The organism is Kitasatospora sp. NBC_01287, from assembly GCF_026340565.1.
Lineage (GTDB): Bacteria > Actinomycetota > Actinomycetes > Streptomycetales > Streptomycetaceae > Kitasatospora.
The window spans coordinates 7,820,630-7,834,462 of record NZ_JAPEPB010000001.1 but is presented as its reverse complement, the minus strand read 5'-3'; the positions used below and the strand labels follow the sequence as shown (position 1 = coordinate 7,834,462).

Here is a 13,833-nt window from a genome sequence, read left to right as displayed (position 1 = left end):
TGCCGCCACCGGTGGCCTCCGCCCGTGCTGCCGGTGCCACGTCAGGCACTCGGGTGAAGAAATACCCACCGTCGGTGGAAAGTGATTTGACAGCCACTCAGATCATGTGCCGCCGTACGGCGGAGGTCGGCAGCCGGGGAGCCGAAGGTCCGGGACCCGCACGCCGAGGAACGCGCCGGCCGCAAGTGGCCGTGGCGGGTGCCGGGGCGACGTCGAGACCCAGGGTGGCCGGCCCGGCGGTGGGCGGGCGGGTGCCGGTGCGGGACAAGCCGAGGCGAAGACCTCGGGTAGGACGGGACGGGCCCTCAGCCATCGGAGCTCCGCCGCGCGGCCGCCCGCCCCGCCCGCGCGTGCCGGGCCATCGCAGCCAGCCCCTCGTGCAACCCGGTCCGCGGGGAGTAGTCGAACTCCCTTGCGGCCACTGTGATGTCGGCCCCCGTGTGCCGCGCCTCGCCGGGGCCGCCCGGGCGCGGGTCGAGGGTGACCGGGCCCACCAGCTGCTCGACCGTGGCGATCGCCTGCTTCATCGAGACCGGGTGCCCGCCGCCGATGTTGGCGACGCCGGTGAAGTCGGCGCGGGCGGCGGCGCGCATCGCGGTCACCACGTCCCGCACGTAGGTGAAGTCACGGGTCTGCTCGCCGTCGCCGTGCAACGGGAACGGTTCACCGGTGAGCGCGGCCTCGATCAGCCGGGCGAAGGCCATGTCCGGTCGCTGCCGGGGCCCGTAGACGGTGAAGAGCCGCAGCGAGACGCTGGGCAGGCCGTAGGCGGCGCGGTAGAGCTCGCACACGTGCTCGGCGGCCAGCTTGGTGACCCCGTACGGCGAGACCGGCCGGGGGCAGACCGTCTCGGGGGTGGGGAAAGCCGGCGCGTCCCCGTAGACGGAGGAGCTGGAGGCGTAGACGAACTTGCGCAGCGGGTGCCGCCGGGCGGCCTCGACCAGGGCCTGGGTGGCGAGCAGGTTGCGCTCGGCGTAGCGAGTGAACTCCCGCCCCCAGGAAGGGCGCACGCCCGGCTGGCCGGCCAGGTGGTAGACCACCTCCGCGCCCTCCAGCAGGCCGGCGAGGTCGGCCGTGCGCAGGTCGGCCCGGTGGTGGCTGAAGCCCGGGTGCGGCGCCAGCTCGCGCAGGTTGCGCCACTTGAGGGCCGGGTCGTACGCGTCGGTGAGCGCGTCGACGCCGACCACGGTGTCCCCGGCGGCCAGCAGGTGCGCGCACAGGTGCGAGCCGATGAACCCGGCCGCGCCGGTCACCACCGCCCGCATCAGCGGCGCCCCGGCCCGGCGGCGGCGAGCGGGCCCGGCAGCACCAGATCGGCCCGGGCCCGCCAGGTGTGCCGCTCCGCCAGCTGCCGCCCGGCCCGCTCGCCCAGCGCGCCGCGCAGCGCCGGGTCACCGGCCAGCCGCTTGACCGCCTGGGCCCAGCCGTCGACCGAATCGGGCGGGCAGAGCAGACAGTTGACGCCGTCCTGCAGCACCTCGCGCAGCACCGGCAGGTCGGAGGCGATGACGGCCTTGCCGTAGGACATGTACTCGAACAACTTCATCGGCGAGACCCAGCGGCTGATCTCACCGACCCCGCCCGCGCAGTAGGCGCGCCGCTGGTACGGCGCCAGCACGATGTCGAACGCCCGGTAGTAGGGGGCGAGTTCGGCCGGGGGAAGGTGCCCGTGGAAGTGTACGTTGGGCTGCCGGGCCAGGGCCTGCCAGTGCGCCCGGTCGCTCGCGGTGCCGCCGACCAGGTGGAACTCCGCCTCGGGGAGCCGGTCCGCCAGCGCGAGGATCACGTCCGTGCCCCGGCCCGGGTAGAGGTGGCCGACGTAGCCGATCCGCACCGCCTGCTCCCGGCCCGGCAGCTGGGCCACCGGACCGTCGGCCGCCACCGGATCGGCGCAGTCGTGCGCGGTCACCAGCTCGGCGTCCGGCAGCGCGGCCAGTTCGGGGACGGCCGCGCGGTAGTCGTCGGCCAGTGCCTGGGAGACGAAGACCACCCGGCGAAGGTTCGGCCGGCGCAGCAACTGCCGCTCCACCCCCTGGATGCTCGGCTCGTCCCAGAGCAGGTGCGTCTCGTACACCAGCGGGGCCAGATCCGAGCAGGCCAGCAGCGCGTACCGGTCCCGCCCGTAGAGCAGGTCCGGCACGCCGCGACGGCACAGCTCGGCCCGCACCCGCAGCGCCCGGTCCCAGAGGCCGGCCTCGGGAGGTCCCAGCTGCGGCAGGGTGCGCACCTCGAAGCGGTTGCGGGTGCCGTAGTAGGCGTGGAGGTCCTCGGCGGGCGCGGTGCCGGCCAGCGCGTGGAGCACGACCTCGTGTCCCGCGTCGGTGAAGGCGTCGCACATCCGCATGACGTGCACGCCGTTGGCGTAGACGGAGGGGATGCTGCCGCTGTGCAGATAGGCGATCCGCATGGCTTTCGGGGCCTCCGGGGGTGTGGTGACGATCGCCCATGCTTCCCGCTGCCCCCTGCGGTCACAACCGTGCCCGCCGTCCCGCCGGTGGCACCGCGGGGCGCAGCACGGCGCACGGCCACGCCGTAGGGGGCGGGTATCGGCCAGATCCGCCGCCCCCTGGTGCCCCACCGCCCCCGCCCGGCCCCGGGCCTCCCATGCCAGGACCCGAACACGCGCACGGCGCCGCTGGTGCGCGGCCCGTGGCGGTGCCCCCGGCGCACGGGCGGCGGGCGGCGGCCGGTTCCGGCGCAGCACATCCGAGGGCCGTATGGTGCGCGGGCCGGGCCCGCCGTAGCTTCGGTGCGGGCGTCAGTTGACGCTCCATCAGGTATGCGACCCGCCACGGAAGGACTGCCATGGAGCACGAGGACATCGAGCAGGTCACCGAGGATCTCCCCGACTACGCACTCATGATCGACCTGCCGGACCAGGACTGATCCGGCGCGGCCACCGGCTACCCGCCGTGCCGTTCCCGACCCCGCAGGTCCGGTCCCAGAGGTGGAGTGTGAACTCGGTGGAGGTGAGCCGGTGCTGCGGGTAGCACCCGATGCGCGCGAGGCCGCGCGTGACGAGCAGGCCGTCCGACGGGTGGCACGCGGAGTGCTGACCTCGGCCGGGCACCCGGCCACCGCCGCGACCGGCCCCGCTCTGATGGCGGCCGCGTTCGCCGCCCAGCACGGTGGGGCGGTCGAGCCGACCGGCAGCCGGCTGATCTCGTCGCCCGGGCCACCACTGGCGCTGGAGCCGGCCGAGCCCGGTCCGGCACACAGCCGCTCGGTGGCGCGCGCGCTGGCCGCGCGGCCCGCCGGCGCCGACGCCTCGGCCGGCTCCCGGCCCACCGGCTGGCTGCCCTCCGAACGCGCCGCGCTGGCGCGGAGCGCCGCCCGACTCGGCGACGCCTGGCCGCAGTTGCTCGCCGAACTGCGCGTCTGCGTGGCGCAGGTCGTGCTGCTGGAGGGCCGGGCGATCGACGGCTTCACCGACTTCGCCACCCACGGCGCCGTCTACCTCAACCGGGCCCGGCTGGGCACCAGTCCGCTCGGTCTGCCGGGTCCGGTCCGCCTCGCCGAGGCACTGGTCCACGAAGGCACCCACACCCGCTGCAACGCCGCCCAGTTGGGCAGCCCCTTCGTCACTCCGGCCGCCGGTGGCGCGGACCTGGTCCGGACCCCGCTGCGCGCCGATCCGCGCCCGGTCACCGGGCTCTTCCAGCAGGCGGTGGTCCTGGTCCGCTGCGCGGAGCTGTACCGGCGACTGCTGCGTGATCAGGAGACGGACCTCGGCGTGCTGGCGGACCGTCGGCAGAAGCTCGTGGACGGTGCCCGGCAGGCGCTCGCCACCCTGCGGGAGCACGGGGGCCTGCTCACCGAACACGGGCTGGCCGTGCTGGACCAGTGCGAGGGCCTGTTGCGGCCCAGCGGCGTCTGACACTGTCGTCTGAGACCAGTGTCTGATGTCGCGATCCGATACGTCCGTCTAACACCTTCGTCTGACACCTTCGTCTGACACCCTCGTCTGACACCTTCGTCTAACTCATGCGTCTAACACATAAGTCTGGCACAAATGTCTGAAACGGACGTCTGACACGTTCGTTTGACACCTATGTCTGACTCCGCCGTCTGACACCACGCACTGACCCGCTCCTCCTGCGCCGCCACTCCCCGGGAGCCCTCCTGTGCCGCCGCCCGCAGCCCGCGCCCTGCCGACCAGCTGGCCACCGCAGCTCTTCACCCCGTTCCCCGACGAGCCAGAGCTGCTCTTCGGCCGGGTCGCCGCTCGCAGCCCGCTCTTCGACACCACCACGAGCGCGGGCGAGGACCGGGTGCTGATCGGCAGCGCGGCAGGTGGCTCAGCTCCCGAGGTCGCGCTGCGCGCCAGGGGCGAGCTGCTGGAACGGCTGGGCAACGTGCTGGCGGGCCGGGCGGCCGAAGCCGCCCCCACGCTCGCGCTCGCCGCGGACCACACCGGGCTGCGCCGCCACGCGGTGCCCGCGCTCGACCCGGCACACTGGTCCGGGCCGCAGAGCCGCGAAACGCGCCAACTCTGGGTCACCGGCGCCTCCTTGCTCTCCGGCACGGAGCTGCTGGTCCCAGCTGCCCTGGCCTTCCTGCAGCACCGCCCACCGGTCGGCTGCGCCGCGCCGGCCCGATCCGGCTCCACCGGCCTGGCGGCCCACCCGGAGCGGTCCGCCGCCATCGACCACGCGGCCTGGGAGCTGCTGGAGCGCGACCTGCTGCGCCGCAGCTGGCACGACCCGGCCCGGCACCCACCCAACGCCGCCGCCGTCCTCGGCGAACTCCCGCTCCCGGTCCGACGGGTGTGCGAACTCCTCGGCCTGGAGGCCACCGCCCTGACCTTGCCCGCGCCCGGCCGGCGCGCCGTCGTCGTCGCGCTCTGCCTGCACACCCCCGACCGCCGCGAACAGGTCTTCGGAGCTCGCTGCGGCCCTGCCGCCGTGCGGGCGGAACTGCTGGCCAGGGCCGCGCACGAGGCCCTGATGGTGCGCTGGAGCATGCGCACCCCCGCAGCGCTGCGGGCCTACCGGCGACTCGCCGTGACGGGCGCGCCGAGCAGCGCCGTCGAGCACGCGCTCTGGACCTACCACGGCGGCCAGGACGCGCTGGCACACTGGCTGCGGAGCGGACCACCGACGACGCCCCCACGACCCCGGAGCCCGGCAGCGACGACACCGGCCCCGACTGAGCCACTCGACCCCGTTCGGCTGCTCTCCGAGCACACCGGCCAGGACGTCATCGCCGTGGACACCACGCCCGCCCAACTCCGGTCGGAGGGACTGTCCGTGGTCCGCCTGCTCGCCCCCGGCGCCCGCCCGCTGCCCGCCGCGAGCGCCCCCGGCGTCCCGCCGCACCCCTTCGGCTGACCCCCTCGCCCCGCCCACTCCCCCGACTCTCATCCCTCTCACCCCCTCACCCCCTCACCCCCGAGGAGCACGATGACGACGGCCCCCGGCTACGCCACCGACTTCGCCGATCGCTACGACGAGTGGTTCACCCCGACCACCGCCACCACGGACGCCACCGTGGCGCTGCTCTCCCGGCTGACCGGCAGCGCACCGCCCGGCCCGGTGCTCGAACTCGGCGTCGGGACGGGCCGAGTGGCGCTGCCGCTGGCCGCGCGCGGGCACCAGGTGCACGGCATCGACGCCGCCAAGACCATGGTCGAACAGCTGCGTGCCAAGCCCGGTGGCGAGCAACTGACGATCAGAATCGGCGACTTCGCCGAGGTCGAGCAGGAGGAGGAGTTCGCCCTGGTCTATGTCGCCAACGGCAGCTTCTTCGAACTCGCCTCCCAGCAGGACCAGCTGCGCTGCTTCGCCCGGGTGGCGCGACGGCTGCGGCCCGGCGGCCTCTTCGTGCTCGACGCCCACCTGCCCGAAGCCCTGGCGGCGAGCGCGGCCGCCGGGGCCCAGCCCGTGACGAGCGCGAACGGCGCCCCGGTGCTCCGCACCCGCAGGATCCACCCCGCCGCCCAGCGCTACGTCTCCGACTACCTGGTGCTCGACGAGGGCCTGTTCCGCCACGTCCGGGTGGCCTTCCGCTACGCCGCGCCCGGCGAGCTCGACCTGATGGCGGTGGCCGCCGGCCTGCGGCTGCGCGAGCGCTTCGGCGGCTGGTCCGGGGCACCCTTCGACGACACCAGCACCTGGCACGTCAGCGTCTACGAGCTGCCCGCATGACCGCGCCGAGCAGGCCGAACAGGCTGGGCACGGAGTACGCCTGGGGCTCTCGCTCGGCGACATCGTCAGCGCCCTGGCGGCGGCCGGGCTGCGGGTGGAGTTCCCGCACGAATGGCCGTTCGCGGCCTGGCGGATGCTGCCGTTCATGACCGAGGACAAGGACGGCTGGTGGCACCTGCCGGACGGCCTGCCGACTATGCCGCTCTCCTTCTCGCCGCGCGCGAGCAAACCGGCGACCGCACCGGCCGACCGGCCGACCACCTGAGAGGGAAGGGCGGAGGGGAAGACCCATGGCACTGGCGACCCTGCACGAGGCGCCGCTCGGCGGCCTGCGCCTGCGCGACGCGCTGGACGGGCGGCTGCTGGTGGTCCGCGGTGCGCTGGACCTGCTCGCCCCGGGCGAGTCGGCCCGACGGGCGGCGCTGGCCTCGGTCGCGGCCACCGTCTCGCCGCAGGCCGCCGGGAAGTTGGACCGGTCAGGCCTGGAGCAGCTGCACCTGGTGGCCGACGCGGGGCAGATCCGGTCGGTCCGCGACGAGTTGGACCGCCGCTTGCGCCCGGCCGCCGAGCAGCTGCTGCTCCGCTTCGCCGGCGCCCTGCCACCGCAGCGCCGGCGGCTGTACGTGAGTTCGCACCTGGGCGTGCGGATCATGTCGCCGCAGGCCACCGTGCGCGGCCGGGAGGCGGAACTGGGCGACTACACCGGTTTCCTGCTGCCGACGCTGGCGCACACCGACTCCTGGTTCAACACCGCGGTCAACTCGGTGAACCTCTGGCTGGCCGTCAGCCGGGTGCGGCGGGACAACGGCCTGACACTCTGGCCGCAGGCGTACCGGCGTCCGCTGCGGCACGACGGGGTACGGCTGCTGGCCGGCCAGGCGATCGGTGAGCCGGTGGAGGTCGAGCTGGAGGCCGGCGACCTGCTGGTCTTCGCCGGCGACCAGCTTCACGCCACCCGCCCGAACACCGGTCCGGAGACCCGCTGGGTGGTCACCAAGCGGCTCTGCCTGGGCCCGCCGCGCTACCACCCGCGCGCCACCGGCTGGGTGCCGTACCTCGATCCGCGCCTGCTCGACACCCCGCTGCGGGCACTGGCCCCGGCGCGGTCAGCGCTCACCCTCGGCGGGCTGCGCCAACTCGGCCGCGAGGCCGACCGATTGCTCACCCGGCTGCGCCACTGAGGCCGCCGGAGTCGGGCAGGCCGCCGTGCTCGGGCAGGCCGCCGGGACTGCCACCGCCGGGCGCGCCGGGGGTGTGGCGAGGGCGGCGGCCAGCGGCGCGGCGCGGAGGATCGTGGCCACGTCGAGGACGGGCCCGCGCGGCGCCCCCGTCACGGCCGTCCGGCGGGCCCGCTGGAGCCGCTGCCGGCTGAGGCATCCGGTCCGTTCTGGTCGCCGTGGTGATGGTGGTGGTGCCGGCAGGGGTGAGCGGCGTCGAGCAGCGCGCGGACCCGGTCGCCGGCCTGGTCGGCGGTCCGCGCCGGGGTCGGGAACAGCAGCCGGACGTCGCGCCGGGTGTGCGGGTGCTCCAACCGCAGCGTCAGGCCGTGGCGGTCCAGTGCCAGCGGCCATGCCCGGGCCGGGCCGGGCGGGGCCCCGGCCCCGATCCCGGCCCCAGTCCCGACCAGACCGGCGAGCAGGGCCAGCACGTCCTGGTGATCATCCGTCAGATGAGTGAGCAGGTGCGCCTCGCACCTGGCCAGCGGATCGGGCCGGGCGGCGGTGAACGCCTCGGGCGCCACCGTGCTGCCGCCCTCGACCGTGCGCAGGGTGGCGTGTGCGAGGTCCAGGCGCAGGGTGAGGTCCGCCGCGTCGGACGCGCGCTCGTCCGCCAGCAGTCGGCCGACCAGGGTCACCCGGGCGCGGACCCGGTCACGCACGGCAGCCGGCGCGACGTCGGTGATCTCGACCACGCAGGCCAGCGCGCCGCGGGGGGCCTGGGCGTGCTCGGCGGCCAGCGGGGTGTCCCGCGGCACCCGCATGGTCAGGCCGCCGTCCGGGTCGAGCGCGTGCACCCCGATCAGGTCGTAGCTGTGGCGCTCGGTGGCGAGGGCCAGCGAGTCGGCGGCGGCCAGCACCGTGCGGACCCGCTCCGCCGCGTCGGCGCCCGTCGTACGGGTGTGCGTGGCAGCCATGCCACACCTCCACTCAAGTTAGGTTTGCCTAACCTTAGCGGAGCGGGCGATACGGTGCCGGCCCAGGGCCGGCCGACCTCGGCGGGGGTGATCCCGGTGACGCGCGATTGACGGCGCATCGGCCGCGCCCTACCCTGCCTCAGGTAGTGATGGCGTAAGGAAGCTGGTGGGAATCCAGCACGGTCGCGCCACTGTGAAGCGGATCGCCCCCGGGCGGTGCGCCAGTCAGATACGACGCCATCACCGCACTCCACACGCTAGCGGGACGCACGATCCCCTGAAGGAGACTCACCTGTGAGCACCAGTCTGCCCAGTTCCAGCGCGCTGCCCACTCCCGTGGTGCTGCCGGTGTCGAAGGCCGTGACCTGGCTGGTCGGCACCGCGCTGATCGCCCTCGCGGTCTACTACTTCATCGGTGTCGACCAGGGCGCCTACTCCGTCTTCGGCAAGGACATGCACATCCACGAGTTCGTCCACGACTCCCGGCACTTCCTCGGCTTCCCCTGCCACTGACGAGCCCGACGAGCCCGACGAAACCGACGGACCCGACGAACTCGACGCCCGACGAACTGAAGTACGGACAACTGGACATGGAAAAGAGACTCATCCTGCGCGGCGTGCTCGCCGGCGCAGTGGCAGGCCTGCTCGCATTCGTCTTCGCGCGGATCTTCGCCGAGCCGCAGATCGACGCCGCGATCAGCTACGAGAGCGCGCGCGACGCCGCGCAGAGCACGCTGGACAAGGCCGCCGGGCTGCCGATGGCCGACTCCGGCCCCGACATCTTCAGCCGCACCATCCAGGCCAACATCGGCATCGGTGTCGGCATGGTCTTCTTCGGCATGGCGATGGGCGCGCTGTTCGCCGTGGCGTACACCGTCTGCCTGGGCCGGGTCGGCAAGCTGCGGCCGCGCACCCTGGCCATGCTGGTGGCGCTGGGCGGCTTCCTCGGCATCTACTTCGTGCCGTTCGTGAAGTACCCGGCGAACCCGCCGTCGATCGGGCACCCCGACACGATCCGCGACCGGGGCAACCTCTACCTCGCCATGGTGCTCTGCTCGGTCGTCTTCCTGATCGCGGCGGTCTGGCTGGGCAAGCGACTGCAGGCCAGGTTCGGGAACTGGAACGCGACCCTGCTGGCCGGCGCGGCCTACGCGGTGGTGCTCGGCGTGATCATGGCGCTGCTCCCCTCGCTCGGCGAACTGTCGGACAACGTCCGTGAGTTCGGACACCACGCGACCGAGACGCCGCAGCCGCTGACCGACCCGGGCGGCACCATCGTCTTCCCCGGCTTCCCGGCCGACACGCTGTTCGAGTTCCGCTTCTACTCGGTGATCGCGCAACTGCTGCTCTGGGCCGTCCTCGGCCTGGTCTTCGGCCCGCTGGCCGAGCGCCTGCTCGCCCCGAAGGAGCGGACGGCGTCCCAGGCCACGCCGGTCCGGGCCAAGCCGGTCGGGGCGGTATGACCGAGCCGGACCACCGGTGCGCCCCGGCGCGACCGGACCCGAAGGCCGCGACGCCCGCACGGGTCGCGGCCCTCGGGCCGTTCTTCGCCTTCGAGACCCGCCAGGAGAGCGGCATCCCTGGGCCGCCGCCGGCGCCCTGGCGAGCACTGGGTGAACTGCTGGATGACCCCTCGGTGCTGCGCGCGCGGGTGACCGCCGTGCGCGGCTACCTCGCGGCGGCCGGCGGGCAGCCGGTGACGGCGGTGGAGGAGCGGGTGGCCGCCTCGGTGACCCAGCTGGGGCTGGCCTCCCGGCTGCTCTCCCCGGCCTTCGCCGTCGGTGTGCTGACCGGCGAGGCGCTCCCGTTCGACCCGCGCCGGGCGTGGTGGCAGCCGGTACCGGGCGGGCCCTTCCCGCTCTCACTGCCGCGACGGACCACCGGACGGGGCGCGGGCGGGGACCCGGGCGAGGACCCGGGCGCGAGCGCGAGCGCGAGCGCGGACCAGGAGCCGGAAACGGGCGAGCCCTGGGACCCGGTCGGGCTCGCGGACCGGCTGGCCCGGGACCTGCTCGACGGGCCGATCCGCGAGCTGGTGGCGGCGGCCGGCGCGTACTCGCTCTCCCCGCACATCCTCTGGGGCAACGTCGCCTCGGCGGTCAACGGCGCGGCCTCGGCGATCGCCCGCACAGCACCCGAACTCGCGGGCCGGGCAGGCGAACTGGCCACCCAGCTGCTCGACCGGCCGCCCCTGCGCGGCGCCGGCGGCCCGACGGCCGACGGCGGCGGATTCCGCCGTCGCAGTTGCTGCCTGATCTACCGGGCCGCCCCGGACCGCGCGGGCGCCCTCTGCGGGGACTGCGTGCTCACCGGCCGCCCGCGCCCGCTGCCCGGCCGTGCCGGTCTGCGCTGACTCCCCTCCAGCAGACGGCGGCTGACGCCTCGTCAGAGCGAGAGTAGGTCGATAGTCGAGCCGGACCCCGGAACCCCGCAGGGCGACCGTCGACGGCGTCGACATGGTCCTGCTGCCCGTCGAGCAGTACCAGAACCTGGCCCGCTCCCGCCGCCAGGCCGGCGCCCAGGGCCCGCAGATCCAGGCCTTGAAGCGCGCGCTGAACGACGTGGACGCGCTGCTGGCCGAGGTCGAAGAGGCACTGGCGGGCTCGGCGGGGCCGAGCGGCTCGGCGGCGGAGCTGCTCGTTCGGATCCGGGCACACCGCCTGGGCCCGGGTGGGAAGTTGCCATCGCGTCAGCCGCAGCCCGGCCCGCCCGCCGATCCGCGCACGGACTGATCCGCGGGGGTCACGGGCGCCGCCGCCAAGTGCGGGCGGCACCGCGCGGGCGGCACCGCGCGGACGACACTGCGCGGGCTCACTCGCCACCCCTCGTCGGCTCCTCCTCGCGCCGGGTGAGCAGCAGCGCGACGTCGTCCACCCGGTGGGTGGAGCGGCGGGCGTCGCCGACCAGGCGGTCGGCGAGCGACTCCAGTGAGGCCGTCCCGGCGTGCGCGAGCGAGCTCCGCAGCCGGTCGATGCCCTGGTCGATCGCGATCCCCGCCTCCTCGACCAGCCCGTCGGTGTAGAGCGCGAGCACCGAACCGGCCGGCAGCACCAGCTCGCCGGCGGGGAAGACCGCCGCGGCATCGACCCCGAGCAGCGGGCCGCCCGCCAGGTCCAGCACCTCGGTGTGCCCGTCCGGATGGCGCAGCAGCGGCGGCAGGTGCCCGGCGCGCGCCGCCCTGGCGTGGCCGGTCAGCGGGTCCACCCGGATCAGCAGGCAGCTGGCCAGCAGCCCGGGGTCCAGCTCGTCCAGCAGCCGGTTGGTGCGCGCGAGCACCTCCTCGGGCGGCGTCCGACTGGTCGCGAACGCCCTGACGATGCTGCGCAGTTGGCCCATGGTCGCGGCCGCGGCCACGCTGTGCCCCTCGACGTCGCCGATCACCAGGCTGACCCCCTGCCCGGTGACGATCACGTCGTACCAGTCGCCGCCGATCTCCATGCCGCTGGTGCCCGGCAGGTAGCGGGCGGCGATCTCCAGGCCCGGCGGCTCCGGCAGCCGGTTCGGCAGCAGCGCGTGCTGCAGCCCACGGGCGAGCGCGAACTCGGTGTCGTACAGCCGCGCCCGCTCCAGCGCCTGGGCGATCAGGCCACCCAGGGCCGTCAGCACGCCGCGCTCGTCCGGGGTGAACGGGCGGGAGTCCTCGAAGCCCAGGATGCAGCTGCCGACCGGCCGGCCGGAGGCGATCAGCGGCAGGAAGGCCCAGGCCGAACGCTCGTCCAGCGGGATCCCGGGGTAGGCGGCGGCCAGCTCGTCGACCGACTCGAAGAAGATCGGCGAGCCGGTGCTGAGCGCCTCGACGCCCGGCAGCCTGGCCCGCATCGGGGAGCCCTCGAAGCGGTCCAGGAAGCCGTCGGGGTAGCCGGACTGCAGGGCCAGGTGCAGCCGGTTGTCGCGCACCACGTAGATCGCCAGCTGCTGGCCGCCGAAGGCCGGCAGGATCTGCTCCGCGACCGCCGTGCACACCTCGCGCACGGTGACCGCCTGGGTCAGCAGGCTGGCCAGCCGCATCAGGTGGTGCATCGCGCCCGGCCCGGCCGGCACCGGCGCGTCCAGGCCGGCCGGGGCGGCGGGGGCGCCGGGGGCGGACGGGCCCGGCCCGGGAGCGGGAGCAGGCCCGGGGGCAGGCCCGGGACCAGAGCCGGGAGCGGTCGGCGGGGCGGTCGCGGGGACCACGGTGCCGGTGACCCCGTGCGCGTCCGGGTAGAGCGAGAAGGCCAGCCAGTGCTCGGGCGGGCGGCAGGCCAGGAACGAGGTGGGCTGCTGGGAGAGCATCGCCGCCCGGTAGCGGTCCTCGTAGGTCGGATCGGCGAGCCAGGGCAGCGCCTCCCAGGGGTGGCGGCCGAGCAGTTCGGCGCGGCCGGCCCCGAGCATCATCTCGGTGGCCCGGTTGGCATAGGTGATCCAGCCCTCCGGATCGAGCGAGAAGACCCCGTGCCGCAGCCGTTCGACCGCCCCGGCGGCGGCCTCCCCGCCGGAGATGTCCAGCAACGCGCCGGCCAGGTGCCCCGGGGCCGAGCCGAGCGGCCTGGCCCACAGCTGGATCGACCGGGCGCCCCAGTCGTGCCCGCCCTCGTGCTCGTGCCCGTGCTCGTGCCCGTGCCTGTGCCCGTGCGCGGCCGGTCGCAGGCGCAGGCGCAGCGCCAGCGAGCGGCCCGGCTGCCGGGGATCGGCGCCCGCGGTGGCGCCGGCGGCGCGCAGCGTGGCGAGGTCGCCGGGGTGCAGCAGCCGCGCGAGGTCGGCGCCGCGGGGGTCGGCGGCACCGGCGTCCAGGCCCAGCAGGGCGCGGGCCCGCTCGTCGACGGTGAGGACGTCGGTGGCGAGGTTCCACTCGAAGAGGCCCAGGGAGGCCACCGGTCCGGTGGGCGCCGGCAGCTCGACGATCGCGATGCCGCCGGCGGACTCGACCGGGTCGCCGCGCTCGGCCAGCGCCGCCAGCGAGGCGCCGAGCCGGTTGGCCAGGGTGCGCAGGTGGCGCCGGGCGGTCGAGGCGATGCCGTCCTCCGATGCCGGCCAGAGCGCGCACAGCACCCCGAAGCTCTCCGCCCCGCTCGCGATCGGCGCGCAGACCGAGGCGAACGCGTACGGCAGGCCGACCAGCAGCTGCGGGAAGCGCCGCATGGTCTCCTCGGGCCCGGTGAGGGTGATCGTGCGGCCGTCCCGGTAGGCGGCGGAGGCCGGCAGCGCGGCGCCGACGGGCAGCCGCCGGAACCCGTCCAGCAGCGAGACCGGCACCCCTGCCACGGTGGTCAGCAGCAGCGCGCGGCGGTCGCGGGAGCGCAGGTAGATCACGCAGCCGTACGCCTCGGTGGAGAGCACCGCCTTGCGCGCGGCGGTGGCGAGGACCTCGTCGCGGGAGTCCTGGCACTCGCGGGGGTCATGGGGGTCGCGGGGCTCATGGAGGTCGCGGGGCTCATGGGGGTCGCGGGGCTCATGGGACCGGCCGGTACCGCGGACGCCGCCCGGGGCACTCCCGGTGTGCTTCGCCCTGCTTCCGCCGGCCGGTCGCGGCCCGCTGGGGCCCGACGGCTCGCCCTCACGCACCCTCCCTCTCTA

The 13,833-nt window shown here is 75.1% G+C and carries 12 protein-coding genes and 1 riboswitch; of the genes, 8 read left to right on the top strand and 4 right to left on the bottom strand.

The features are described 5' to 3' along the window. Window positions 1–305: 305 nt before the first annotated feature. Both OG455_RS33545 and OG455_RS33540 read right to left on the bottom strand, forming a co-directional pair. Entirely contained in the window at window positions 306–1,265 is a 960-nt protein-coding gene (locus tag OG455_RS33545) for an NAD-dependent epimerase/dehydratase family protein (RefSeq protein ID WP_266300050.1), read from the bottom strand. Then, window positions 1,265–2,407, bottom strand: a complete 1,143-nt coding sequence (locus OG455_RS33540; protein WP_266300049.1) for a glycosyltransferase family 4 protein — start codon at window positions 2,405–2,407, stop codon at window positions 1,265–1,267. The genes OG455_RS33545 and OG455_RS33540 overlap by 1 nt, the downstream gene beginning before the upstream one ends. A gap of 570 nt (window positions 2,408–2,977) precedes the next feature. Here OG455_RS33540 and OG455_RS33535 point away from each other — a divergent pair. From OG455_RS33535 to OG455_RS33520, 4 genes are all read left to right on the top strand, one after another. Continuing rightward, complete coding sequence (locus OG455_RS33535) at window positions 2,978–3,877, top strand: HEXXH motif-containing putative peptide modification protein (RefSeq protein ID WP_266300048.1); 900 nt, start codon at window positions 2,978–2,980, stop codon at window positions 3,875–3,877. Between the two features lie 247 nt (window positions 3,878–4,124). Further along, entirely contained in the window at window positions 4,125–5,330 is a 1,206-nt protein-coding gene (locus OG455_RS33530) for a YcaO-like family protein (RefSeq protein WP_266300047.1), read from the top strand. Window positions 5,331–5,402: 72 nt separating this feature from the next. Continuing rightward, window positions 5,403–6,146 (top strand): class I SAM-dependent methyltransferase, encoded by a 744-nt coding sequence (locus OG455_RS33525; RefSeq protein ID WP_266300046.1) that lies wholly within the window; start codon window positions 5,403–5,405, stop codon window positions 6,144–6,146. Window positions 6,147–6,436: 290 nt separating this feature from the next. Continuing rightward, window positions 6,437–7,327, top strand: coding sequence for a phytanoyl-CoA dioxygenase family protein (locus OG455_RS33520; protein WP_266300045.1), 891 nt, complete (start codon window positions 6,437–6,439; stop codon window positions 7,325–7,327). Between the two features lie 149 nt (window positions 7,328–7,476). On the opposite strand, the gene OG455_RS33515 is transcribed toward OG455_RS33520, so the two are convergent. Next, a complete protein-coding gene (locus tag OG455_RS33515; protein WP_266300044.1) occupies window positions 7,477–8,280 on the bottom strand; it encodes a DUF2470 domain-containing protein in 804 nt (267 codons plus the stop codon). A gap of 133 nt (window positions 8,281–8,413) precedes the next feature. Next, window positions 8,414–8,537, top strand: a riboswitch (cobalamin riboswitch). Window positions 8,538–8,628: 91 nt separating this feature from the next. Here OG455_RS33515 and OG455_RS33510 point away from each other — a divergent pair. The 4 genes from OG455_RS33510 to OG455_RS33495 all read left to right on the top strand — a co-directional run bounded on the left by OG455_RS33510 (window position 8,629) and on the right by OG455_RS33495 (window position 11,012). Continuing rightward, window positions 8,629–8,793 (top strand): CbtB-domain containing protein, encoded by a 165-nt coding sequence (locus tag OG455_RS33510; RefSeq protein ID WP_353963038.1) that lies wholly within the window; start codon window positions 8,629–8,631, stop codon window positions 8,791–8,793. Window positions 8,794–8,870: 77 nt separating this feature from the next. After that, on the top strand, window positions 8,871–9,743 hold the full coding sequence (locus OG455_RS33505) for a CbtA family protein (protein ID WP_266300042.1): 873 nt from the start codon (window positions 8,871–8,873) through the stop codon (window positions 9,741–9,743). Further along, window positions 9,740–10,633, top strand: coding sequence for a (2Fe-2S)-binding protein (locus tag OG455_RS33500; protein ID WP_266300041.1), 894 nt, complete (start codon window positions 9,740–9,742; stop codon window positions 10,631–10,633). The genes OG455_RS33505 and OG455_RS33500 overlap by 4 nt, the downstream gene beginning before the upstream one ends. Window positions 10,634–10,736: 103 nt before the next feature. After that, the gene (locus tag OG455_RS33495; RefSeq protein ID WP_266300040.1) at window positions 10,737–11,012 is read left to right on the top strand and encodes a hypothetical protein; all 276 of its coding nucleotides are present in this window, start codon (window positions 10,737–10,739) and stop codon (window positions 11,010–11,012) included. 79 nt (window positions 11,013–11,091) lie between these two features. Here the strand turns inward: OG455_RS33495 and OG455_RS33490 are convergent, their stop codons facing one another. Next, on the bottom strand, window positions 11,092–13,821 hold the full coding sequence (locus tag OG455_RS33490; protein WP_266300039.1) for a SpoIIE family protein phosphatase: 2,730 nt from the start codon (window positions 13,819–13,821) through the stop codon (window positions 11,092–11,094). Between the last annotated feature and the right edge of the window lie 12 nt (window positions 13,822–13,833).

What these genes read in the sequence shown, in the direction of transcription:
- OG455_RS33545 (WP_266300050.1), bottom strand. Translation starts at nt 1,265, where the DNA reads ATGCGGGCGGTGGTGACCGGCGCGGCCGGGTTCATCGGCTCGCACCTG.
- OG455_RS33540 (WP_266300049.1), bottom strand. Translation starts at nt 2,407, where the DNA reads ATGCGGATCGCCTATCTGCACAGCGGCAGCATCCCCTCCGTCTACGCC.
- OG455_RS33525 (WP_266300046.1), top strand. Translation starts at nt 5,403, where the DNA reads ATGACGACGGCCCCCGGCTACGCCACCGACTTCGCCGATCGCTACGAC.
- OG455_RS33520 (WP_266300045.1), top strand. Translation starts at nt 6,437, where the DNA reads ATGGCACTGGCGACCCTGCACGAGGCGCCGCTCGGCGGCCTGCGCCTG.
- OG455_RS33515 (WP_266300044.1), bottom strand. Translation starts at nt 8,280, where the DNA reads ATGGCTGCCACGCACACCCGTACGACGGGCGCCGACGCGGCGGAGCGG.
- OG455_RS33505 (WP_266300042.1), top strand. Translation starts at nt 8,871, where the DNA reads ATGGAAAAGAGACTCATCCTGCGCGGCGTGCTCGCCGGCGCAGTGGCA.
- OG455_RS33500 (WP_266300041.1), top strand. Translation starts at nt 9,740, where the DNA reads ATGACCGAGCCGGACCACCGGTGCGCCCCGGCGCGACCGGACCCGAAG.
- OG455_RS33495 (WP_266300040.1), top strand. Translation starts at nt 10,737, where the DNA reads ATGGTCCTGCTGCCCGTCGAGCAGTACCAGAACCTGGCCCGCTCCCGC.